A 20,143-nucleotide genomic window follows, 5' to 3' on the forward strand; every position below is an offset into this window, starting at 1 on the left:
CTGTTCGTTTTATTCTGCTTCCGTTCGTTCAATCGTGACGACACCCGGCGGACGATGCGGGAAGGTCAACGTCAGACCGGCAAAGCGACAACTATCATCTTCGTTCGGTGCCCGGTGCACCCACTCGATCGTCTCTTGTCGTGCTAGCGCGTGGCGGATCCGGTTATCGGCTTGTGTACGCGAGATGCCGCGGCAATCGACGTTCGTGATATACGTCGCTTCGTCCGACTCGATCTGTTGCCAAATCCCGAGGATCAGTTGACCAATCGGACTGACGGATTGACCATCCGGTTCTTCACTGCTGACGGCATCATCGAGCATTTCAATGACAGCGTCACACGTCTCACCGGAAGCAAGCAATCGCGTCGACCCTTGTTGTAGAATCCGGTATCGCGTCACGCCGTTCTCGAGCCACAAGCGCTGTGCGAATGGATTGACCGGAACACCGTGGAAAAATGTCTGCGTCCCGCGCCAAGCAAAACCAAATGATGGGTCGTACGCCCGAATCGTTGCCATGGCGCGATCATGGAACTTAGCAATCGTCTGTCGTTCCGTTTCCAGTAAAGTCCGGATCGCGTTATCGTCTTCTAACGATACCGTCTTTGGTGTCACGGTGAATAATTCCGACTCCGGTAAGCGGTGTGGGGACAAAATCGTTCCGTCGAAACGATAATCGTTCGCCGGACGTCCGGTACGCCCGACGGATAAGCGCCACGTCCGTTCTTCTGGCATGAAGGCATAACTTTGATGGGCGAAAGGTGGTGCGACGAACAGTCCCGGGAACGGATCGAACGTTTCGACCCGAAGAACGTCACCGTCATACCAACACTCTTCGATCAAACGGACGAGCCGGCCAACGGGTGCATTACGGTCCGTCAGGTAACGACCGGTATTTGCATGAAATCCGAGTAGGAACTCGCGCTCTTCTTCTTGGAACGTCACCATCAAGAGTTGGAACAACGACGCAATCTGCTGCTCAACGAGTTGTGGCTCCTCCTCCGTCTTTGCCTCGAAGGCGACCATCTTCCAGCCGGACCGCTCATACAGATGGATCGTCACCGGAAAGAACAAGAAGGCACCATGTGTCGCTTCGAGCTTGACCATGTCCTGCGATGCTAATCGTTCCGTCAGTAGGGAAAAGCCCATTCGTTCGAAATGATCTTGCAGTCGTCGTTTCCAATGTGTGAACTCCACGCAATCCTCTCCTCTCGCGAATTATGCGCCGCGCTTTCGTAACGGATTCTTTGACCAGTAGATGTAGAGACCAACGAGTCCCGCGATGCCGATGATATAAGACGGCGTGCCGCTGACTTGAATCAAGACGTCCGGTGCCGGGAAGACCGTCACGAGCAGTGCCTTGTAGGTCGAAAACAAAATGAAGCTGATGACGAATTGAATCCACACCCGCGGTTTGACTTGTTTAAGCTTCGGTGCCGTGATGACTTGTGACATCGCGTCGATCAAGAACAGAGCGATGATTGAGAAGAATAAGTAATCAATCAAAGCGAATTGGAATAATCCATCGATTCCTTCGATGAAGATGAACATCAGGATCGACGAGACATAGTTTCGCGTCCAGCGTTTTTGTGTCTCCATCCGGTGTCGTTGTGGTAATTCAGCGATCATCTGATCGAGGCGTGCTTCGACCGATAGACCATGAATCTCTTCGAACGGTCGTTGTTTCCGCTGGGCTTCATAGATATCTGCCCGCAGACGGTCTTCAATCTCCGTCCGGTCCGGTTCTGCGACATTCAGATTCAAGCGTGGTAAAACGGTTTCTAATAGACGTGTGTTGGCTTTCGTTAATTTCAATCGATTTCCCCCTTTTTCATGTTTAAGTATACTGGGTTTTTGGGAAAAATACGTAGTGGAAGTAAAAGATTGCTTGACGAAACGATGAAGAATGTTCAGAATTATTAAAATATAGTGTCGGAATCAGACAGAAAGGACGTGTCGGACCATGCGTCAAACATTGACGAGCGCCGCCTTAATCACCTTGCTGACAAGTGCGGGCATCGCCTTCCCGTTGGCTGAAGCGAAGTCACCCGTGGACCAAGAACCGGTCGAACTCGATCAACCACAAGAACAAACGCCTGAAACAGAATAATAATAACCCGCGCTCATGCTTGAGCGCGGGTTATTTCATGTATCACTAGGTTGGGTGACACATTCGTCAATCGTGACGGTCCATGTAACGACCGTCGTACTGTCACGAACACCCTGTGCCTCGATTGTCGAGAGAAGTTCTTTGACACCACCTGATCGTAAAGATTCCTCCAACTGTCTCGCGTCAGCATATGGGGTTCCCGGGCACTCAAGCAACCCATCCGTCGTCATGAACAACTGATTCTCGCCTTGCCGCAACTCGCGGACGCCACGCGTATAACTCGGGACCGGTAACGCAAACGTGTTCGCGCGTCCAATCCATTCATAAAACTGCCGCTGGTTCAAAGCGGCTTGTCCCATCTTCATCAAATCGGGGTGAAACAGATACAAGACGACGTCACCGACCGAGAACCACCAGATGAAACGTCCTTTCCGGACGGTGATCAGACACGCCGTCTCCCCTTGCAACGTCGCACACGCCGCTAAAAAGTCCGGATCTTGAAAGAAATCCAGCACGGTCGTCTCGATTCGTCGGAATGCGTCCGTAAGTGGTGCATCAAGATCAGTCCGAATGTGCGACTCGTGTCGTGCCAACTGCTGTAAAACAAGTGCCGCACTATCTGCTGTCTTATGAGCGTCTAAGACGACGGTCATCTCCCAATCGTCGCCGATCAAGATGGCAGCCCCGTCTTCATTTTTATATTGACCGCTTCTTGAGCAGCCTCCGAATCGCCCGAGCGTTATCCGACCAATCTGGTCGATCTGCTTCGTGTCGACGAATGGTTCGTCGTATCCGACCCAGAAGTAGGATGGATGTGTCGTCTGCATGCTTTAGTCTTCCCTTCTTTACATCTCCCGCAAGTACGGTTGCAAGAATAAGCGTAATCGTTTTTCGTAGTTATCCGGGTCCATCGTATACGTCTCGTCATGACCGGCATCACGAACCGGATACAATTGTTTTAATCCTGTTTTTGCTTGATACAGTTCATACATCATCCGAACCGGGACGAGTTCGTCCTTCATTCCATGAATGAACATCGTCGGAACCCGACTCTTCGTTGCTTGACGCGTCACCGAGACGTCGCCATAAAAGAAATCTTGCTCGCCTTTGTTCCACATGCTCGCGACCGTCAGAGACGGCAGTGCCGGGTAACGGATCTGTTCGTCCGCAAGTAGACTGAACCAGTCGTCGAGTCGGGCGTAAGCTCCTTCAGCGACGACCGCCCGGACTTGTGTTGGTACGGTCTCGCCAGAAGCGAGTAAGACGGTCGCTGCGCCGACACCGAGTCCGTGATAGACGATCCGTGTATCGTCTTCGTTTTCAGCAAGCAGGCGCTTCGTCCATTCCAAGACATCCAGTCGATCGAGCCAACCGTAATTCCGGACGCCACCGCTTCGATCCTGTCCACGCCGTTCGATGAGTAAGACATTGAAATCAGCTTCATGGTAATAGCGGGCAAGCGCATAAACACCGGTCTGTGAAAACATCATTTCATCCGGGACGAGGAGGACCGTCTGTTTACTACCGTCAACCGGTAGATAACGCCCGAAGCGGACGATCCCGTCTTTCGACCATTGCTGCGTCTCGCTCGTTTGTTTGAACCATGTCTCGTCTTTCGACACCTGTCCGTCCGTTCTTGTCGTCTTCAGAATCGGAGAAGCATCCGACTGACCAATCAATGTTTCTTGCATCCGGTATCCATCATAGATGATGAACAGTAGCAGACACGTGACGAGCAACACGATGCCGATTCCCCATTTGCGCATGTGCTTCGCTTCCTTTCCGACAGTGAGTCTTTCCTTATTCGTCGTCGGTTTTCACTTCCCCTGCTAACGGGGTCGAAAGGAATGATTGTTTATACCAGCGCTGTAAGGTATCGATATCCGTTCGTTCAAAATAGAGCGCGTTAAAGGCAGTATTGCCCCGTAATTGAATCTCGATCCGGGCAATCTCCTTTGCTTCGAGCCAGCGGGAGACGGACCAGGTCAATTCCTCAATCTTCAGACGTGGTGTATAGACGGTCTCTTTTTGGACCCATTGTTTGCGTAACATCAAGAGATCGTGTCCGGTGCCGAAACGTGTTTTTCGATAGCCGCTGCGTACAGCGAGATAATAGAACGGTAACCAAATGAACAGAAGTAAGATCAAGAAGCGCCAGGAAGAATCAAGGACGATGATGACGACACTGCTTAGTGCCGTAAACAACAGCGCATAACCGAGTAACGGCCAACGAACCCGGTAGCGAAAGCCGATCGGTGCGACTTCATGCTGCGGGTGGAACTGACGAAAGCGCGGCAGATACGTCGCTAGGAACGGATCAATCTCGTTCGTCCGGATGAACGGATGGAGCAACAGTCGTTCTTTCTCACCAGTCGCCGAGATGATGTGCAAGGACAGGCTCGCCCGTCCGATCAACCGCTGAATCCAGCTTTCCTGAATGACGAGGGCTTGAATCTTGTCGGCATGAAACGCGACCTCGGTCCGGTTCAACATTCCGTACCCGATCAACAATCGGTTGTGTTGCAAGACGGCACGGTAGGAACCGTATTTCAAGATATAGACGATGATCGAGCCGATGTAGATGACGAGTAAGACGAGGACACCAAGCCCCGTCAAGACGAACAACGATAAATGCGCGAGCTCCGAGAACAGTCGATCGACATACCGTTCAATGAACTGATCGATGAATTGATAGGCGGTCCCGATCCCGACGAGCGCCAGTCCGACGCGTCCTGACAAGGCACCGGCTAATGCCAAATCACGGACCGGGATCGTATAGGCGACTTCCTCCTGTTGTTCTTCGACGACGAGTTGCCCCTCATTTTTGATCGACGATTTCAGTTCTTTCGCAAAATCAAGACGGATCCCTTTTAGTTCGACTTCTGGTGTTCCGCTCTCGGACGATGTCTCAACGGTCAACGTCGCAAGACGCAACAGTCGTTCGATGACATTTTGCTGGATGCCGATCGACTCGATCCGTTTACGTTGCGTCGTCCGTTCACTTTTTTGGAAAATCCCTTTGCGGACCCGGATCGTCTCGGCATCAATCGTGAACGTATAAAAATACCAGGAGGCGATCCCGTATAAGAGGACGAACACAATCCCAACACTGATCCCGATCCACGTATAGGTGTTGATCTCGCCTTTGCGGATTGCATTAAAAATCAAGGCGGCGAATGGAATCAGGAGCGAGCGGATGATCGAGATACTCGACATCACGATGAACAGCGGGTGAACACGCCGGGTCATAACGATTCCTCCTCCCGCTCCTCGAGTTTCGCGAAGCGTTCGACTTGTGTGCGTAGCGCGTCTCCTTGCGCACGATCGAGTCGTGACAACGTGACGAAGCCGGATGCCGTTCGAATATCCAGTGTGATCAAATCATAGCGACGCAGGATCGGTCCCGTTTGGCTATCGATCAATTGCACCTTGACGAGCGGCACGGTGACTTCGCGGCGGAAAAAGATCCCGTTGCGGACGACGAGAAATTCCTCATCAATGCGATAACGCATATACTTCAAGCGAAGAACGGGTATGTAGACGATACGGGGAATGAAATAGATCAGCCAAAGCAGACCGACGATACCCATCCACCAGGGTGTCAGGTCGAGCCACATGACTTGGGTGATTGTCGTTCCGATTAAAATGACGGCGATCAAGCCGTGTAACGGCAACAATCCGAGCCGTTCTGCTCGAATCGATCGTTCTGGCAATGTATGCCATTGTACAGTAGACATCAAAAAACACTTCCTTTCGTTTCCATTTACGGTTAAAAACGTTGCTTGGTTTCAGACAGCGGTTGACATTTTGTTTGATTTCATCGCATATATAGAAGTGAAGAACTGTAACACCAAGGAGGAACCATGTTAACTTTTGAAGAAAAACTACGAATTATCGAGACCTTCCCACAGCTCGTCCGCAAAGATGTCTCGCTAAAGCGCGTCAATTTCCAATTCCCGGACAGTCAGTATGAGAAGAAGAATCTCGTCTATCATTTGCATCCGAACGGAAATGGCTTCGTCTATGCCGCTGGTCTACCAGGTTATGAAACGGACGAAAAAGGATTCGTCAACATCCGTGAATTCTCAGAGCCTGCTTTAATTCTCTTATTAGAAGATGCAATCAAAGCACTCTCGACGGTCCAATCGGTCGAAACACTCGAAGAAACATGGGTCAACGATAATCAGTTTGAATTGACGTTGCTCAATGAAGATATCGACACGTGGCTCGTCTATGCTGGTGATCTTTTAGACGGTGCATTCAACTCGTATAAGGAAGCAGCGAACTATCTTGAAGAAGAAGGTTTCCGCCGTAAATAAGACAATGAGCGATCCGGTTAATCCGGGTCGCTCATTTTCATGACGAGACGATTCAGTGCCGCTTTGATGACGCGTAAATCTTCTTCGTCAACGTCGAGTGTTTGGACGAGATCAAGCGGAACGGTCTCTGCTTGTTTCCGTAACGCACGACCAGAATCTGTCAAAAAGATCTGAATGTGCCGTTCGTCTTCCGGCTTACGGACGCGTCGCAACAGATCTGCCGCTTCGAGTTTCTTCAGTAACGGCGTCAACGTTCCCGAATCAAGATGGAGCCGTTCACCGATGGCTTTCAGCGATTGTCCCTCCTCCTCCCAGACGACGAGCATGACGAGGTATTGCGGATACGTCAGACCAAGTGGTTCAAGTAACGGACGGTAACGACGCGTGATCTCACGCGAAATCGCATAAAACGGAAAACAGAGTTGTTCATCTAAAGCTAATGGGTTCATAAAAAAATTCCTCCTATCGTGAGCAAACGAGTTGCATTTCGATTTAAATTGTATACAATCTAATTGTAAGCTACTTATTTGAATCTAACAACGAAAGGGAGTTACACACATGAAACCAATGTTCACATCATCTGCAACAGCTGTCGGAGGTCGCGACGGACGCGTCGTATCGGAGGACGGTATTCTTGACGTCGCCCTCGCAATGCCGGTACCAGGATCGAAAAAACAAGCAACGAACCCAGAACAACTCTTTGCTGCAGGATATTCTGCTTGCTTCGACTCTGCATTAAATCTTGTTGCTCGTAAACAAGGCATCAAACATGATGGCAGTGAAGTCACAGCACACGTGACACTAAACGAAGCAGCTGACGGATTCACACTTTCCGTCGAACTCGATGTTCTCGTCCGCGGAATCTCGGAAGAAGCGGCAGCTGAACTTGCGAAAGTCGCACATACGGTCTGCCCTTACTCGCGTGCAACTGCTGGAAACATCCAAGTCGACGTCTATACACGTACGACTGACGCAGAATAAGTGTAGCATTTCTAGCCAGCCTGAGGTTTACTCTCGGCTGGTTTTTATTTTTTATAATTATTTCGGTAGTTGAAATAATTATATTCTAGATGATGAACGGTTGCTCTCACGAAAAGAACAACCGCTCTTTTTTCATAGTTGATGGACCGATAAGATAACGAGTTCCCCGGATACGGTGACATAATAGGCATCCTCGAACCGATAGCGTTCATTGTGTTCTGCGTCATAGACCGTGACCATTGGTTCCGCGTCGTCTCCGATCGCTTCGTGTAGATAAAAGCGTCCACGTAAGACACGTTCGAACGGCTCTTTATCGAGGAATCGGGCACCGTTGCGTAAGTTGATCACTTCATGATGGTGCTCGGACCGGTCATTGACGATGAAGATCGTCGACTCGACGTCATCGTACGTAAAGTCGAGCGGTTCATAGTCACTCCACTGAATCCGGGCAACCTCTTCGACACTCGCTTCCGTATCAATCCGGTAAAAGATTTCTTCGTTTAGACGGTCGGTATAGGCACTGAAGATCAGATGCCCTTCCTGTTCCCCGAGATACTGGACGGTATCCCCTTCCCCTTCTAACTTCAATAAGGTTGCGAACGATAAGTGCTCAACACCACGTTCGATTTCTTCAATCAAGGTCGGCAGTGGAGCGATCAACAGACTTTCTGAGTGATCGATCGGATCTTCCGGTGAGATGACACCACTCTCAAGGGCGTCATAGAACGAGAACTCATCGAGCCGAGCGTTACAGACGATGTACTCCTTGTCTTCGAGCGTGACGAGAAAGAAATAGAGTTCCCGGTAATTCTCCGTCATCCCGTAGAGCCGCGGATCGCGAATCGTCTGCCGCGATTCGTCCTTGACGTCATATAAAAACGCGGACGTCGTATCCGTCGTCTGTAAAAATACGAGATAGTTCTCATTGAGCACCCAGTAGAGCGTCAAATCCCCTTCGACATAAAACGACGCAATCTGCTCCCGTTTACCGGACAAGAGATCGATGACGAGCACTTCCGTCTCCCCGCCCTGCTCTTGCGTATGTTCATTTAAACAATAGACTCTTCCGTGCCGCACGAACGGCCGGGTTGGTCCGTGATCCGTCAAGGCTTCTGGCGTTAGATCGACCTGTTCTTGATCTTCAAGATCATATCGGCTGATGTGGTAACGGGCGTCATCGAGACGACGTCGAAAATAGATCGACGATGGTGTGACATGCAAGACATCCATATGATCGGCGGGTAAAGCACGGGCATCTACTATTTCCATGATTAATCTCCTCCCGGACACGTACTACTTGTCTTTTTCCCACGAATCGTACTGCTTCAAACAGGGTCTTGCTGTGCGTTTAACGAAGCAGAGTGCTACAATATGGCTAGATGACTACAGGATGAGGAAGGTGCGAAACGGTGCAATCACAAGATTTAAATACGATGATGCTCGAATATGTCAACGATAAGGAAGAATATGATGCCTACGCCGACAAGTTGAAGATGCTCTTGTCCGAGTTGCTCGACGCGGCAGGCATCAAATACCACTCGATCGTCGCCCGGACGAAGGACTCCGAGAGTCTGTATCAAAAAGTCTTACGGCAACCGAACAAATACCGTTCACTCAAGGACGTCCATGACTTGACCGGGATCCGGATCGTCACTTATTTCCATGACGACGTCCGGGAAGCGGCACGCATCATCGAGAATGAGTTCGCGATCGATCGTGATCAATCGGTCGATAAGTCGACGTTACTCGATACGACGGAATTCGGTTATCTCTCGGTCCACTTCGTCGCTTCACTGAGCGATCAGCGGCTTGCTCTGAGCGAGTATGGACGTTTTAAGGACTACACGGCTGAGATCCAGATTCGCTCGATCCTGCAACATGCGTGGGCGGAGATCGAACATGATCTCGGATATAAAAATCCGAACAGTGTCCCAGCAGAAGTCCGGCGCAGCTTCAGTCGGGTCGCAGGATTACTCGAGATCGCCGATCAGGAGTTCGTCAACATCAAGAAACAGTTGAAACAATTTGAAGACGAGACCGTCCAACAAATCTTGTCTGACCCCCATCAAGTCCGGATCACGGCAGATAACTTAAACTACTTCATCGATCACTCCCCGGTCATCAACGAGCTCGATAAACGACTTGTTACATCGCAAATGATGCTCGATTCCGATCAACAGTTGATCAACGAACTGATCCGGATGTTCCATTATGTCGATATCCGGACGTACGGAGAATTGATTGAAGCCGTGACGACGCACAGTCCGCTCGCCTTACGCTGTGCGAAGGTCATGCCGAATCCGTTCCTGCCCCGTCAAGGTATCGGCATCGCTTATATCTGTATGGCGCTGACGATCGCTGGCGAAGATACACACCGAATCGACTACTTCTTCCGCCGCTTCTACCCAGAACTGCGCAACGTCGAAGAAATCGTCGCCCAAGTCGCCCGCGTCGTCGAAACAGATGATTCAAGAGAAAAATATTGATTAAACTAAAATTTTTCACTATACTAAATCACGAGTGAAAGAAACTACGGTATAGAAAGAGTGAACGATACATGGCAACTACACTAGAAGTAGCACAACGCGATCAGTTGATCGTTGATACAGAAAAAGGATTACGGATGAACTACCGCGCGATCAAGAAGGACGTGCGTAGCATGTTCACGACGTACTTGACACGCAATGAGTTCTTCATCTTGAAGTCCCTTTGTGCGAACAGTCCGCAAATCGCCTCTGCCCTCTCGCAAGAGTTCCAATTCTCAGCGAGCATGATCACGGCATTAGCAGACGAATTGACGAAAAAAGAGTTGATCTCGCGCGAGCGAAGCGAACTCGATCGTCGTGTCGTCGAACTCCGCGCCACTCCAAAAGGCATCGAGCTCTATGAAAAACTCGAATCGATGAAGATGGATTACCTCGCAGACGTCTTCGAGGATTTCTCGGATCAGGAACTCGAACTGTTCCGGACGCTCTTGACGAAGCTTGAAAAAACAATCTAAACTGTTCAATCGAACGGATCCGGTCAGGACGACCGGGTCCGTTTTTTAATTTATTCAGGAGGAGGAAACACGATGTTTGATTTCGAATCGGTGCAACAGTTGCGACAGACGGGGCAATATGAAGCAGCGAAGGCTGTCGTTCTTCAATATGTCGAGACGGCACCTAACGACCCGACCGTTCTCTATCAGATGGCGTGGTGTCATGATAGTCTCGGTGAGGAGCAGGCTGCAGTTCCTTATTATGAACAAGCACTAGCCCTCGGTCTTACAGGTGAGGACCGCTTGCAGGCATATATCGGACTCGGCAGTACCTACCGCGTCATCGGTCAGTTCGAAGTTGCGTCAGACGTGTTCCATCGTGCGCTCCGTGAATTCCCGGACGCCCATGCCCTGCAAGCCTTCCTCGCGATGACGGAGTACAATCTCGGTCAAGCCGATCAGGCAGTCGGTCGGTTGCTGAAAAGTCTTGCTACGACGTCGTCGGACGCCTCGATCCAGACATTTAACCGAGCAATCCGTTATTATGCCGATCATTTGGACGAGATCGTCAAAGAATGAACGGCAACGGTTGACGAGTGCTCGTTTTGCACAGCATAATGTAACAGCCAAGCGGACTCGCTTTTGGCAGGAAAGGAAGTTAAGGATGTCATCAAAAAAAGTATGGACAGTAGAAGGTTACGAAGAACAAGGGCAAGAAAAACACGGCAAGGCAAACAAGTCAGAGACCTATACGAATGAAGCCGATGCTAAGAAAGCTGCTAAAAAGATGGCGGATCAGAATGATCATCTCGACGTCTACGTCATTTATACGAGTACGGTAAACGGTAAAACAGAAGAACGATTCTTCAATTCGAACGGCAAGTATAGTGAAGAAGGCTTCGAGTGGTAATCTCTATTTTCAGCTTAAGATTCACCGATAAAAACAACGGGTTCGTCTCTTCTTAAAAAGAAACGAACCCGTTGTTTTTTAGTCATCACGTTGCCCTTCATACCAAAGCGGGATATCCCGCTGAAAGCCAGCATGATCCTGAATGATTCGCTGGACACGTCGTTGCATCGCTTGCATTCCATCTGCATCGAACCGCTTCGCCCAGACGAGTGCTGAAAAGACGACCATCGCCATGTAAAGACTATACATTCGCCAAAAGTCGGACGGTACTTCGTTCTCGAAATACCCATCAATCATGTGACGGGCAAATAGCGGACTCGTCTCGACCTGAAACAGACCACATTTGACGAAGTCATGCCACGGATCGCCATAATCATGGTTCCCGTAATCAAGGAAGGCGGAAAGATGCCCATCCTCGACAAGGAGATTATCGAGATGAACGTCATCATGTTGCAACCGGTTGGGACGTGTCTGAAGTAATGGAATCCGCTCGCTAATGAATCGATCAAGACGCTCGATCCACGTCGGATCAAGCAACCCATCAATCGCTGCGCGGTAGCGGTCATGTTTCGCCTGGCAACGTTCGCTCCAAGACGTCATTTCGCTCGGTGCAGTGACGTCATGAATGCGTCTCAACGCTTGCCCTGTCTCCTGACCGAGTCGGGGTGCTAATTCCGGTGACTCCTCGAGTACGCTTCGAACAGTTTGTCCGGGTAGGTACGGATAGATGCCGTAAGCGGTCGTTGCGGTCCGTCCGGTCGCTAGCGGTAAGGCATGAGACAATCCCGCTTGTTTTGGAATCGCTAAAGCGGCTTCTCGTTCAAACTGACGACTAGACGGATCCGTCACGACCTTGACGATGTAGTGCGCTGTTGCCGTCTTGACGGACCAGACGGCTTGGCGCGATCGACCAGATAACTGTCTTTCACTCACAACGTGCGTGAGTAAGGGATGCAAAGGTAGCATGAAGACTCCTTTCTGACATCAAAAAGAGGACGCATCTTGCGTCCTCTTCGTCATGCCTGTGGAATGTAGCCAGCAATGATCTCAAGCAGATCAGCATACGCTGTCTCAAAATCGATGTTTTCAATCATATAATCATAATGATCGCGGTCTTTCCACGCTTCCTCGTAATCGACGAGTCGCGCTTCAAACTCCGGTGTATCCCCGCGCATCAACAGTCGTTCCTTCATCAAGTCGGGTGGAACCGAGACGAAAATCGTGATCACCTGGTCGCCAAACAAACGCTTGAAGTTCGCCGCCCCTTTCGGATCAATGTCCTTAATGACGATTTGATCCTGTTCGAGGACATCGACATACGCTTGACGCGGTGTTCCGTACCACGCCCGGTGGACGTGGGCGTATTCGATGAAGCCGTCGTCTTGGATCAATTGTTGGAACGTCTTGACGTCGACGAAATGATAGCTTGCTCCATCAATCTCCGTCGGTCGTTTCGGTCGGGTCGTCACCGACGGGATGAACCGGACGTGCGCGTATTCCGTCCGCAGACGTTTGATCAGGGAGGACTTTCCGCTGCCCGATCCACCAATCAAGAGAATGATTTTACCTGACATCGTTTTCCCCCTGTTGTTGTGTCGTGAAGTAACCTGTAAAGCGAAGAGCGAACTGTTCGAGTTCACTATCGACGACTGTTCCGTAAATCGGTCGGATGACGATTAAATAGCGTTCGTACGAGATGATCCGGGATGTTTCGTTTCGTGTCATCTGGACTTGTTCTTCCGGATAACTCTCGACATAATACCAATCGACCGCAATTCGTTCATCGGATGGGGTCTCATAAATCCAGGTCACCGTCGTTCCATCCGCAGGAAGGGTGCTTTTCAAGGTGAAGCGCTGAATCTGCTTCAGTTCCCGTTTCGCTGACGCAAGTCCTGCCTGATAATCGGCAGGGCGCATTGGTGTCGTCGTCACTTGCTTCGGTTTTGGTTCCGGCAAGCGGGCAAAGCCAAGCTGAAGTCCGACGAATAAAGCGACGAGCGACAAACTGATGACGAATACGTATTCCTTGCGCATCCCTTCCTCCTCCTCATCCTTCGAGTGTATCGCGCATCCCTTTTGGGTCATTGACGATGACGGCGTCGACGCCGATTGCTTGCATCTGCCGGACATCCTCGACCGTCTTCGGAGTATAGACCCGGACCGTGACGTCTTGCGCGTGAGCGAACGCGACGTCCGCTTCCGTCACCCGTCGGTAATCGGGATGAATCCCGGTCGCACCGATCCGGAGAGCTTGTTCTTCCGGATGATAGATTGGATACGGATAGAGAATCGCCGTCTCGACGCTTGGGTCGAGCTTCCGGATCAAGGCAACCGAATAATGGTTGAACGAACTGAATAACAGCCGGTCAGTCGCGATGCCGTGCGCAGCGCAACGTTCAAGGACATACGCTTCAAGCCCGTCATAGCGGATCGTATCCGTCTTCAGCTCGATGTTGAGCCGGAGCGTCGCTGGTGCGAGGATTGCAAGGACTTCGTCAAGCGTCGGAATCTTCGTCTTGATCGGTTCCCCTTTGAATCGTGCTCCAGCATCCAGCGCCTGCAATTCGGCTACCGTCATGTCGATGACGCGCCCCTTCCCGTTCGTCGTCCGGTTGACGGTCTCATCGTGAATGATGACACCGACGCCGTCCTTTGAGAAATGGACATCGAATTCGACCCCATCGATGTCGTTTTCGATCGCAGCAGCAATCGCTTCAAGCGTATTCTCTGGAAAACGGTCACTGACACCACGGTGTGCGAACCATAACATCAGAGTGCCTCGACGACACGTGTGTATTTCTTCGTCAAGTAGTTGACGAGTGGTGCAACCGAGATCGATTGCCCCGTTGCTGCTTCGATCAGTTCAGCCGGTGTCTTCGATTTCCCGTGACGGTGGATATTTTCTTTCAGCCAGCCTTTGATTGGGGCGAGTGTTCCCGCTGCGATCAGACCATCGACGTTATCGACGTCACGACGAAGCGCTTCGTTCAGCTGTGCCGCATAGACGAGACCGAGCGCGTAACTTGGGAAGTAACCGAACGAGCCACCTGACCAATGGACGTCCTGTAAGACGCCTTTTGCGTCACTCGGCACATCCACACCGAGATACTCTTTATAAAGACGGTTCCATTCTTGCGGGAGATCCTTGACTTCGAGCTCTTTCGTCATCAAGCGTTTTTCGAGCTCATAGCGGATGATGATGTGAAGCGCATACGTCAATTCATCGGCTTCGATCCGAATCAGTGACGGTTTGACTTCATTGACCGCGGCATAGAAACGTTCGAACGGGACGTCAGCCAGTGATGGGATCGCTTGTTGTAAGCCATGATAGCGTGCTTCAAGGAAGCCTTGGTTACGTCCGATGAAGTTCTCAAAGAACAGCGATTGTGATTCGTGAATCCCCATCGAAGCGCCGTCCCCGAGACCGAGTGAATCGAGTTCCGGTTCGATGCCTTGCTCATACGTCGCGTGTCCGGCTTCATGCATCGTGCCGAAGACAGAGTTCCGGTAGTCGTTCTCATCGTATTTCGTCGTGATGCGTGCGTCCTTCCGGTTGATTGTCGTCTGGAACGGATGGACCGTCTCATCCAAGCGTCCAGACGTGAAGTCATAGCCGATATCGCGGAGCCACTCTTGGTTCAAGGCGATCTGTGTCTCGCGGTCCGCTGACCAATCAAGTGTCGGGAAGTCTTTTCCTTCGAGCTGACCGAGCAAACCGATGATCGCTTGACGGAGTTCAGCGAACAACGGATCAAGTGTCGCGACCGTCATCCCCGGCTCATAATCATGGAGCAGTGCGTCATATGGGTGCGCGTCATAGCCCCAATACTCGACGAACTGGCGCTCCATCGCGACGATTTTCTCGAGGTATGGTTCGAACATCGACCAATCGTTTGCGTCCTTCGCCTTTTCCCAGACGCTTTCTGCCTCAGAGATCAACGTGATGAACGTTTGGTACTCGGCTTCAGGAATCTTCGAGTCGCGATCGAATGCTTCTTTTGCTTTTGCGAACGAGATCGCTTCGATACCCGTCAGCGTCTCTTGCTCCATCGCTGCCAGTAATTGTTGGTATGTTTCGCCTGTCCGACGACGGAAGCTCTCCGTCGAGAGGAATCCGATCGACGCAGAACGGTTCGCTGCGCCTTGATCCGGCATGTATGTCCGCATATCCCAGTAAAGTAATGCGACGGCTTCTTCGTATGCGCGAAGACCATCGAAATGGTCGCGCCATTGTTGTGTCGTTGACATGATTAAAAACCCCCTTAAAGTATGTAACAGTGTAGCATTTTTAGCATATCACATAATGTTCAAAACTTTCACACACAAGCGATTTTTGAAACTTTTCCTGTCAGATGAGCGTATAATGGGTATAAGAAATGAAGGAGGAAAGGAAGTGACACCATTGAAAACTGACGCTGAGTTAGCGCAATTGATCCAATTGAAAGAAACAGGCTTCGTTTGTACGATCGAGCATCTTCCGAGTGAACTTGACTTAATCGGGACAGGACGAAGTGCGTTCGTCTTTCGTATCCGCGGCACGGATCGCGTCATCAAGAAATTTTACCCGTCGTTTCGATCGCTCGCTGATCTCGAAGGGAGCATCTACGCACAGCTGACTGATTTTCCGACGTATGCGCAAGTCTATGAATATGGTGCCGATTATATCGTGCTTGAATACATTGAAGGTCAAACGTTATTTGAATGTCTCGTCAGCGGGACGTTCATCCCGGAATCCGTCTTAACGACAGTCGATACGGCTTTAGCACAAGCGCGGTCCGTCGGTTTGAACCCGTCAGACATCCATTTACGCAATATCCTTTTGACCGCTAACGGAACACGGATCATCGACGTCGCTCGGTTCCGTCAAACGGAACCGTGTACACAATGGGATGATTTGAAGAAGGCGTATCATTATGTATATGCAAAACCGTTCTTCCCGAAAAAGTTGAGCGAGACGTTCCTTAATACGATTGCTGACGTTTATAAAGGGCGATTGTTCGAATCGATCCGCAAGACCGGTTAACGTAAAACGCGATGTGCCTCTTCGTGAGGAAACATCGCGTTTTACATTGGTTATTGAACGATCCGTGAGACAGCCTCCGCAAAACGAAACGTATTTTTACCAGCTCCTTTTGCGGCATATAGCGCATGATCTGCCTGTTGAATGATTGTGTTGAGCTCATCGGTTTCATCATCGAACATCACGATCCCGATACTGGTTGAGACAGCATATGGTGTCTGCCATGTTCCAAGTTTTCGAAGGATCTGCTGCGCAATCCCTTCGTACTCCCATCGTGTTATCTGTTGAGTGAAGCGAATCAAGAATTCGTCTCCTCCGATCCGGACAGAAAACGCGTCATCATGAGCGTGTGTACAGTCTTGTAACCGTTTTGCGACATCGAACAAGACTTTGTCGCCGGTCTCATGTCCATAGACGTCATTCACTTGCTTGAATCCATCGAGATCAAGATAAAATAGCGCACCGAAATGTTGCCGTTCTGTATCCCACTGTCTCGTCAAATAACGTCGATTATACAACTGTGTTAGCGTGTCCTTCCAAGCAAACTGTTCGAGCTCTAGGTAATACGAGAACAGTTTTGCGATCCGTTGAAGAAGTTGAATGCTCTTCTCCTCGAATTGACTTGCTTCATCATGGACAGCGCACAACGTACCAAAGGTTTGACCATTCGTTAAGCTGATCGGAATCCCGAGCTAGGACTCGATCTGTAACACTTTTAATGTGTCCTGCATATCTTCTAAGCGTTCGTCATCGCTGACGGACTCATACCAGATGGGCTCGTTCTGTTCAAAATTGATGTGACGACATAGTGTCTGTTCCATCTCGAACACCTGTCCTGCCCGAATCTCGATTCGTCGATGATTGTTCGAGAGCCGTAAAATCATTAGTTGGTCTTCTTCGATTGTCGTTAAATACAACAATTGATCAGGTAGAATCCCTTTTGCTAATTCCAATACATCATCTGCCAGTTCGTCAAAATTTCGATACAATGTCATTTCTTGCAACGTATCACACCTCATTTGTTATGTAAGTCATATGTTTCACGAAGCAACCCATAGATCGCACAATCCTTATACTCTCCTGCCGCGTTGCGAATCATCGCTCGTACCGTTCCTTCTTGTATCATGCCAACCTTCTGCATGATCCGTCCGGAAGCTGGATTGTCGATATTATGGGCGGCAGAAATCTTATGGATCTGCATCTCTTGAAAACCGAAGGCAAGGACAGCAGCTAACGCCTCACTACCGTATCCGTTGTTCCACCAGTCGAATCCGATGCAATAGCCGACCTCACAGTGATCCGTTGCCGCATCGAAAGCGAATAGATCGATGACACCGATCAACGTTCCACTGCGCTTCTCTTCCATTCCCCAGTAGCAAAAGGTGTCCTCTTCGTAAGAAGCGAGGATTTCCGTTACGCGTGCCTTCGTTTGCGCCATCGTCTCGTGTGGTCCCTTGATTAAATGGCGCATGACACGATCGTCCGATAACCAGTTCTGAAACATAGCTTCCGTGTCAGCCAGTTGGATCTTCCGTAATCGTAGTCGTTCAGTATGTAATACTGGACTTCCTTGAAATTGAATCATAATAGCTCCTTTTTGAATTAGGTATTTGAAATAAAATCATTTCGAATAAACAAGTCGAAAGACGATCATACTGGCGACGGCTAAGAGACGTTCATTCGTGTCACAGTCAAAGACGAGTTGTGCCCCGTGCCGTGACCCCGTCGCGATGCAGTCCCCATTTTGATAGACGTTAATCGTTCTCTTGACCGTCGAGGACCGAATCTGATACTCCTGATCGGCATACGAGACGAGTAACACTTCTTGCAGTCGTAATTGTTGTCGCAGTGCCGCATCGGTGCGAATCGTTCCGACATCGCGTCCATCTTTGCGAATCACAAAATGTGTCGTATTGCGAAGCCACTCCGTCTTCGTCTCTTTAATTTGTAGTTGTTCCCCGTCTCCTTCGAACGTCACGTCGAGAAAAAATGATTCGAACTTTTCGAAGCGCACAAGGATTGCCTGCCACCATGTGGCGTAACGACGTGAGAACGTTAGCCATCGTTCATGCGCGAGAAAGACCGTATTCGTCTTTCGGCTCGCCCGGTCCGCTAAGCGAACGGACACTCCTTCATCCAGTCCGCGATAGTGTAAATCACGCCGGATTTGCCACCATTCGACTCCACCAATCACGAAAGCGACGCCCGTTAAACCGAGTAATCCGTACAACTCACGTGGAGCGAGTTCACCTGTCATCAAATAATGTCCAATCAATGCGAAAAAACATAAAACAATCAGTAGTAGACTCTGAACCATAAACCATTCACACCTCCACTTTCATTTTTCCATAAAACGACAAAAAAATCCTCCTTTCCCGTAGAAAGGAGGGATCACTTATAAGGTTGCTGCGACTTCTTGTAAGTCATCCGCCGTCTCAGCAATCGCTTCTGCAATCTTACGCATGCCTTCGATCGTTCCGGCGACATCCTTCGTATCGGTCGATAGTTCATGAATTTGCCGCGAGACCGCATCCGTCTGTTCCGAAATCCGTGAGAAGGCACGGACGACTTGTTGCATCTCCGTCGTCGTTCGGACAACCGCCGTCTCCGTCGTTCCCATCCGCTCTGAGACGACGAGCATCTTTTGTGTGATTTCTTGGGCAATCCGTGACGTCTCGGCTGCCGACTGTTTACTCTCTTCAGCGAGTTTCCGAATTTCTTGCGCCACGACGGTAAACCCGCGGCCCATCTCCCCGGCACGCGCCGCTTCGATCGAGGCGTTCAAACTGAGCAGGTTCGTCTGATCAGAAATCGTCGTCACCATCCCGGCGATTCGCTCGATTTCCTGCGACAGACGAGACAGTTCAGCGACTTGTTCGGTCGTTCGTGATAAATCTGCGACAACCTCCTGGAAGCGTCGTGTCTCCTCTTCGACAAGGACGACACCTGCTTCTGCTTCACCGACCGCTTCTGTCAACTGAATTGAAATCGCGTCTGTCGTCGTCGAGACATGTTTGGCGTGCCGTTCGATTTCTTGAAAGTTCGCTGACGACTCCTCACTCATCGCAGCAAGTTCTTCCGTTGATTTTTGAACGCCATCTCCGACGTGACGTTTGGCTGTCGCAATCGCTTGACGCTCCTCATCGATTTGATCCTCATACATCGTCATGACGATCTGTTGCTCGAGGTTGAAGAGTTTCCCCGCTGCCCGCATGATCCGGACACGTTCGACTCCCGGCCAGTCACTGCCGTCAATCTGTTCACTGAGGACGTTCCAGACTTTTTGGAAGGCGGCGATATACCATTTATTATGCAGCCCGATTTGAACATGTCGTTCGGCGATCCGGCGCCGGGCTTCGATGTAGTCCATCGTCACCTGACCATCGAACATTTGTAAGATGTGCCGAGCGAGAGTGCCTTTCAATCGTTCGAGCGTCGAATGCTGTTCAATCAAATGTCGGAGAGATGGAACACGAACCAGCTCCTCGTAGAACGCGTCGACCATGCTCGGCATCCAACGGGATACATCTTCGCGGATGACCCGGACAATCTGTAAATCGACTGCTTCTAGACCGATTAAACGTAATTGTTCATGTAAGGATGTCGGAACATTCAACACGACATGAGCGCGTTCGCCTTCGATGCGCGCATCGAAGGACGGTGATGTTGATTTCGCGAACCATTTCATATGCTTCTCTCCCTCATTCATAGATGGACTTCATTCTCTTTATCGTCATCTATAAATGACATTTGAATGGCTATCATTCGAAAATCCAACAATTTCATGTGGAACATCCCGTCATGATTGGTACTTTAAATGTGCGAC

The 20,143-nt window shown here is 50.1% G+C and carries 26 protein-coding genes; 8 read left to right on the forward strand and 18 right to left on the reverse strand.

Annotated elements, in window-relative coordinates:
• Window positions 1-9 precede the first annotated feature (9 nt).
• Both ITJ88_RS06705 and ITJ88_RS06710 read right to left on the reverse strand, forming a co-directional pair.
• Entirely contained in the window at window positions 10-1,194 is a 1,185-nt protein-coding gene (locus ITJ88_RS06705) for a hypothetical protein (protein ID WP_195865064.1), read from the reverse strand.
• 21 nt (window positions 1,195-1,215) lie between these two features.
• On the reverse strand, window positions 1,216-1,812 hold the full coding sequence (locus tag ITJ88_RS06710; protein WP_029341691.1) for a DUF1129 family protein: 597 nt from the start codon (window positions 1,810-1,812) through the stop codon (window positions 1,216-1,218).
• Window positions 1,813-1,960: 148 nt separating this feature from the next.
• Between ITJ88_RS06710 and ITJ88_RS06715 the strand changes: the two genes are divergently transcribed.
• Window positions 1,961-2,107, forward strand: coding sequence for a hypothetical protein (locus ITJ88_RS06715; protein ID WP_195865065.1), 147 nt, complete (start codon window positions 1,961-1,963; stop codon window positions 2,105-2,107).
• 35 nt (window positions 2,108-2,142) lie between these two features.
• Here ITJ88_RS06715 and ITJ88_RS06720 read toward each other — a convergent pair whose 3' ends face one another.
• The 4 genes from ITJ88_RS06720 to ITJ88_RS06735 are packed head-to-tail and all read right to left on the reverse strand — an operon-like array spanning window position 2,143 to window position 5,844.
• Window positions 2,143-2,934: a PP2C family serine/threonine-protein phosphatase gene (locus ITJ88_RS06720; RefSeq protein ID WP_195865066.1), complete on the reverse strand. Its 792-nt coding sequence runs from the start codon at window positions 2,932-2,934 to the stop codon at window positions 2,143-2,145.
• An 18-nt stretch (window positions 2,935-2,952) separates the two neighbouring features.
• Window positions 2,953-3,873, reverse strand: a complete 921-nt coding sequence (locus tag ITJ88_RS06725; protein ID WP_195865067.1) for an alpha/beta hydrolase — start codon at window positions 3,871-3,873, stop codon at window positions 2,953-2,955.
• A gap of 34 nt (window positions 3,874-3,907) precedes the next feature.
• A complete protein-coding gene (locus tag ITJ88_RS06730) occupies window positions 3,908-5,356 on the reverse strand; it encodes a PH domain-containing protein (RefSeq protein ID WP_195865068.1) in 1,449 nt (482 codons plus the stop codon).
• Window positions 5,353-5,844, reverse strand: coding sequence for a PH domain-containing protein (locus ITJ88_RS06735; protein ID WP_035408021.1), 492 nt, complete (start codon window positions 5,842-5,844; stop codon window positions 5,353-5,355). The genes ITJ88_RS06730 and ITJ88_RS06735 overlap by 4 nt, the downstream gene beginning before the upstream one ends.
• A 126-nt stretch (window positions 5,845-5,970) precedes the next feature.
• Between ITJ88_RS06735 and ITJ88_RS06740 the strand changes: the two genes are divergently transcribed.
• Entirely contained in the window at window positions 5,971-6,426 is a 456-nt protein-coding gene (locus ITJ88_RS06740) for a hypothetical protein (protein ID WP_023468294.1), read from the forward strand.
• Between the two features lie 17 nt (window positions 6,427-6,443).
• Here ITJ88_RS06740 and ITJ88_RS06745 read toward each other — a convergent pair whose 3' ends face one another.
• Window positions 6,444-6,875 carry a MarR family winged helix-turn-helix transcriptional regulator gene (locus tag ITJ88_RS06745; protein WP_195865069.1) on the reverse strand — a complete coding sequence of 144 codons (432 nt, stop codon included), beginning with the start codon at window positions 6,873-6,875 and terminating at the stop codon, window positions 6,444-6,446.
• Between the two features lie 109 nt (window positions 6,876-6,984).
• On the opposite strand from ITJ88_RS06745, the gene ITJ88_RS06750 reads away from it, so the two are divergent.
• On the forward strand, window positions 6,985-7,407 hold the full coding sequence (locus tag ITJ88_RS06750) for an organic hydroperoxide resistance protein (RefSeq protein ID WP_195865070.1): 423 nt from the start codon (window positions 6,985-6,987) through the stop codon (window positions 7,405-7,407).
• A 132-nt stretch (window positions 7,408-7,539) separates the two neighbouring features.
• Here the strand turns inward: ITJ88_RS06750 and ITJ88_RS06755 are convergent, their stop codons facing one another.
• Window positions 7,540-8,676 carry a hypothetical protein gene (locus ITJ88_RS06755; RefSeq protein ID WP_050677919.1) on the reverse strand — a complete coding sequence of 379 codons (1,137 nt, stop codon included), beginning with the start codon at window positions 8,674-8,676 and terminating at the stop codon, window positions 7,540-7,542.
• Between the two features lie 140 nt (window positions 8,677-8,816).
• On the opposite strand from ITJ88_RS06755, the gene ITJ88_RS06760 reads away from it, so the two are divergent.
• From ITJ88_RS06760 to ITJ88_RS06775, 4 genes are all read left to right on the forward strand, one after another.
• Window positions 8,817-9,893 (forward strand): GTP pyrophosphokinase, encoded by a 1,077-nt coding sequence (locus ITJ88_RS06760; protein ID WP_231681756.1) that lies wholly within the window; start codon window positions 8,817-8,819, stop codon window positions 9,891-9,893.
• 71 nt (window positions 9,894-9,964) lie between these two features.
• Complete coding sequence (locus ITJ88_RS06765; protein ID WP_023468290.1) at window positions 9,965-10,408, forward strand: MarR family winged helix-turn-helix transcriptional regulator; 444 nt, start codon at window positions 9,965-9,967, stop codon at window positions 10,406-10,408.
• Between the two features lie 72 nt (window positions 10,409-10,480).
• Entirely contained in the window at window positions 10,481-10,966 is a 486-nt protein-coding gene (locus ITJ88_RS06770) for a tetratricopeptide repeat protein (RefSeq protein ID WP_195865071.1), read from the forward strand.
• Between the two features lie 85 nt (window positions 10,967-11,051).
• Entirely contained in the window at window positions 11,052-11,297 is a 246-nt protein-coding gene (locus ITJ88_RS06775; RefSeq protein WP_195865072.1) for a hypothetical protein, read from the forward strand.
• A 78-nt stretch (window positions 11,298-11,375) separates the two neighbouring features.
• Here ITJ88_RS06775 and ITJ88_RS06780 read toward each other — a convergent pair whose 3' ends face one another.
• The 5 genes from ITJ88_RS06780 to ITJ88_RS06800 are packed head-to-tail and all read right to left on the reverse strand — an operon-like array spanning window position 11,376 to window position 15,545.
• Window positions 11,376-12,263, reverse strand: coding sequence for a phosphotransferase family protein (locus ITJ88_RS06780; RefSeq protein ID WP_195865073.1), 888 nt, complete (start codon window positions 12,261-12,263; stop codon window positions 11,376-11,378).
• Between the two features lie 50 nt (window positions 12,264-12,313).
• Complete coding sequence (locus ITJ88_RS06785; protein WP_029341679.1) at window positions 12,314-12,871, reverse strand: guanylate kinase; 558 nt, start codon at window positions 12,869-12,871, stop codon at window positions 12,314-12,316.
• Window positions 12,861-13,331, reverse strand: coding sequence for a hypothetical protein (locus ITJ88_RS06790; RefSeq protein ID WP_023468285.1), 471 nt, complete (start codon window positions 13,329-13,331; stop codon window positions 12,861-12,863). Before ITJ88_RS06790 ends, ITJ88_RS06785 begins: the two co-directional genes overlap by 11 nt.
• Before the next feature lie 13 nt (window positions 13,332-13,344).
• On the reverse strand, window positions 13,345-14,067 hold the full coding sequence (locus tag ITJ88_RS06795) for a glycerophosphodiester phosphodiesterase (protein ID WP_230088545.1): 723 nt from the start codon (window positions 14,065-14,067) through the stop codon (window positions 13,345-13,347).
• Window positions 14,067-15,545 carry a carboxypeptidase M32 gene (locus ITJ88_RS06800; protein ID WP_195865074.1) on the reverse strand — a complete coding sequence of 493 codons (1,479 nt, stop codon included), beginning with the start codon at window positions 15,543-15,545 and terminating at the stop codon, window positions 14,067-14,069. Before ITJ88_RS06800 ends, ITJ88_RS06795 begins: the two co-directional genes overlap by 1 nt.
• A gap of 145 nt (window positions 15,546-15,690) precedes the next feature.
• Between ITJ88_RS06800 and ITJ88_RS06805 the strand changes: the two genes are divergently transcribed.
• Window positions 15,691-16,320 carry a serine/threonine protein kinase gene (locus tag ITJ88_RS06805; protein WP_244290135.1) on the forward strand — a complete coding sequence of 210 codons (630 nt, stop codon included), beginning with the start codon at window positions 15,691-15,693 and terminating at the stop codon, window positions 16,318-16,320.
• A 50-nt stretch (window positions 16,321-16,370) separates the two neighbouring features.
• Here the strand turns inward: ITJ88_RS06805 and ITJ88_RS06810 are convergent, their stop codons facing one another.
• The 5 genes from ITJ88_RS06810 to ITJ88_RS06830 form a co-directional block, all read right to left on the reverse strand.
• Window positions 16,371-16,964, reverse strand: coding sequence for a GGDEF domain-containing protein (locus tag ITJ88_RS06810; RefSeq protein ID WP_195865075.1), 594 nt, complete (start codon window positions 16,962-16,964; stop codon window positions 16,371-16,373).
• Window positions 16,965-17,009: 45 nt separating this feature from the next.
• The gene (locus tag ITJ88_RS06815; protein WP_195865076.1) at window positions 17,010-17,321 is read right to left on the reverse strand and encodes a hypothetical protein; all 312 of its coding nucleotides are present in this window, start codon (window positions 17,319-17,321) and stop codon (window positions 17,010-17,012) included.
• 11 nt (window positions 17,322-17,332) lie between these two features.
• On the reverse strand, window positions 17,333-17,902 hold the full coding sequence (locus ITJ88_RS06820) for a GNAT family N-acetyltransferase (RefSeq protein WP_195865077.1): 570 nt from the start codon (window positions 17,900-17,902) through the stop codon (window positions 17,333-17,335).
• 36 nt (window positions 17,903-17,938) lie between these two features.
• Window positions 17,939-18,634, reverse strand: coding sequence for a hypothetical protein (locus tag ITJ88_RS06825; protein WP_195865078.1), 696 nt, complete (start codon window positions 18,632-18,634; stop codon window positions 17,939-17,941).
• Between the two features lie 78 nt (window positions 18,635-18,712).
• Window positions 18,713-20,005: a globin-coupled sensor protein gene (locus ITJ88_RS06830; protein ID WP_195865079.1), complete on the reverse strand. Its 1,293-nt coding sequence runs from the start codon at window positions 20,003-20,005 to the stop codon at window positions 18,713-18,715.
• Between the last annotated feature and the right edge of the window lie 138 nt (window positions 20,006-20,143).

This window comes from Exiguobacterium abrahamii (assembly GCF_015645365.1).
In the GTDB taxonomy this organism is placed as follows: Bacteria; Bacillota; Bacilli; order Exiguobacteriales; family Exiguobacteriaceae; genus Exiguobacterium_A; species Exiguobacterium_A abrahamii.

Bases quoted from the DNA above. Each gene is read 5' to 3' on its own strand.
- ITJ88_RS06715 (WP_195865065.1), top strand. From the start codon at position 1,961: ATGCGTCAAACATTGACGAGCGCCGCCTTAATCACCTTGCTGACAAGT.
- ITJ88_RS06720 (WP_195865066.1), bottom strand. From the start codon at position 2,934: ATGCAGACGACACATCCATCCTACTTCTGGGTCGGATACGACGAACCA.
- ITJ88_RS06725 (WP_195865067.1), bottom strand. From the start codon at position 3,873: ATGCGCAAATGGGGAATCGGCATCGTGTTGCTCGTCACGTGTCTGCTA.
- ITJ88_RS06730 (WP_195865068.1), bottom strand. From the start codon at position 5,356: ATGACCCGGCGTGTTCACCCGCTGTTCATCGTGATGTCGAGTATCTCG.
- ITJ88_RS06735 (WP_035408021.1), bottom strand. From the start codon at position 5,844: ATGTCTACTGTACAATGGCATACATTGCCAGAACGATCGATTCGAGCA.
- ITJ88_RS06740 (WP_023468294.1), top strand. From the start codon at position 5,971: ATGTTAACTTTTGAAGAAAAACTACGAATTATCGAGACCTTCCCACAG.
- ITJ88_RS06745 (WP_195865069.1), bottom strand. From the start codon at position 6,875: ATGAACCCATTAGCTTTAGATGAACAACTCTGTTTTCCGTTTTATGCG.
- ITJ88_RS06750 (WP_195865070.1), top strand. From the start codon at position 6,985: ATGAAACCAATGTTCACATCATCTGCAACAGCTGTCGGAGGTCGCGAC.
- ITJ88_RS06755 (WP_050677919.1), bottom strand. From the start codon at position 8,676: ATGGAAATAGTAGATGCCCGTGCTTTACCCGCCGATCATATGGATGTC.
- ITJ88_RS06765 (WP_023468290.1), top strand. From the start codon at position 9,965: ATGGCAACTACACTAGAAGTAGCACAACGCGATCAGTTGATCGTTGAT.
- ITJ88_RS06770 (WP_195865071.1), top strand. From the start codon at position 10,481: ATGTTTGATTTCGAATCGGTGCAACAGTTGCGACAGACGGGGCAATAT.
- ITJ88_RS06775 (WP_195865072.1), top strand. From the start codon at position 11,052: ATGTCATCAAAAAAAGTATGGACAGTAGAAGGTTACGAAGAACAAGGG.
- ITJ88_RS06780 (WP_195865073.1), bottom strand. From the start codon at position 12,263: ATGCTACCTTTGCATCCCTTACTCACGCACGTTGTGAGTGAAAGACAG.
- ITJ88_RS06785 (WP_029341679.1), bottom strand. From the start codon at position 12,871: ATGTCAGGTAAAATCATTCTCTTGATTGGTGGATCGGGCAGCGGAAAG.
- ITJ88_RS06790 (WP_023468285.1), bottom strand. From the start codon at position 13,331: ATGCGCAAGGAATACGTATTCGTCATCAGTTTGTCGCTCGTCGCTTTA.
- ITJ88_RS06795 (WP_230088545.1), bottom strand. From the start codon at position 14,067: ATGTTATGGTTCGCACACCGTGGTGTCAGTGACCGTTTTCCAGAGAAT.
- ITJ88_RS06800 (WP_195865074.1), bottom strand. From the start codon at position 15,545: ATGTCAACGACACAACAATGGCGCGACCATTTCGATGGTCTTCGCGCA.
- ITJ88_RS06820 (WP_195865077.1), bottom strand. From the start codon at position 17,902: ATGATTCAATTTCAAGGAAGTCCAGTATTACATACTGAACGACTACGA.
- ITJ88_RS06825 (WP_195865078.1), bottom strand. From the start codon at position 18,634: ATGGTTCAGAGTCTACTACTGATTGTTTTATGTTTTTTCGCATTGATT.
- ITJ88_RS06830 (WP_195865079.1), bottom strand. From the start codon at position 20,005: ATGAAATGGTTCGCGAAATCAACATCACCGTCCTTCGATGCGCGCATC.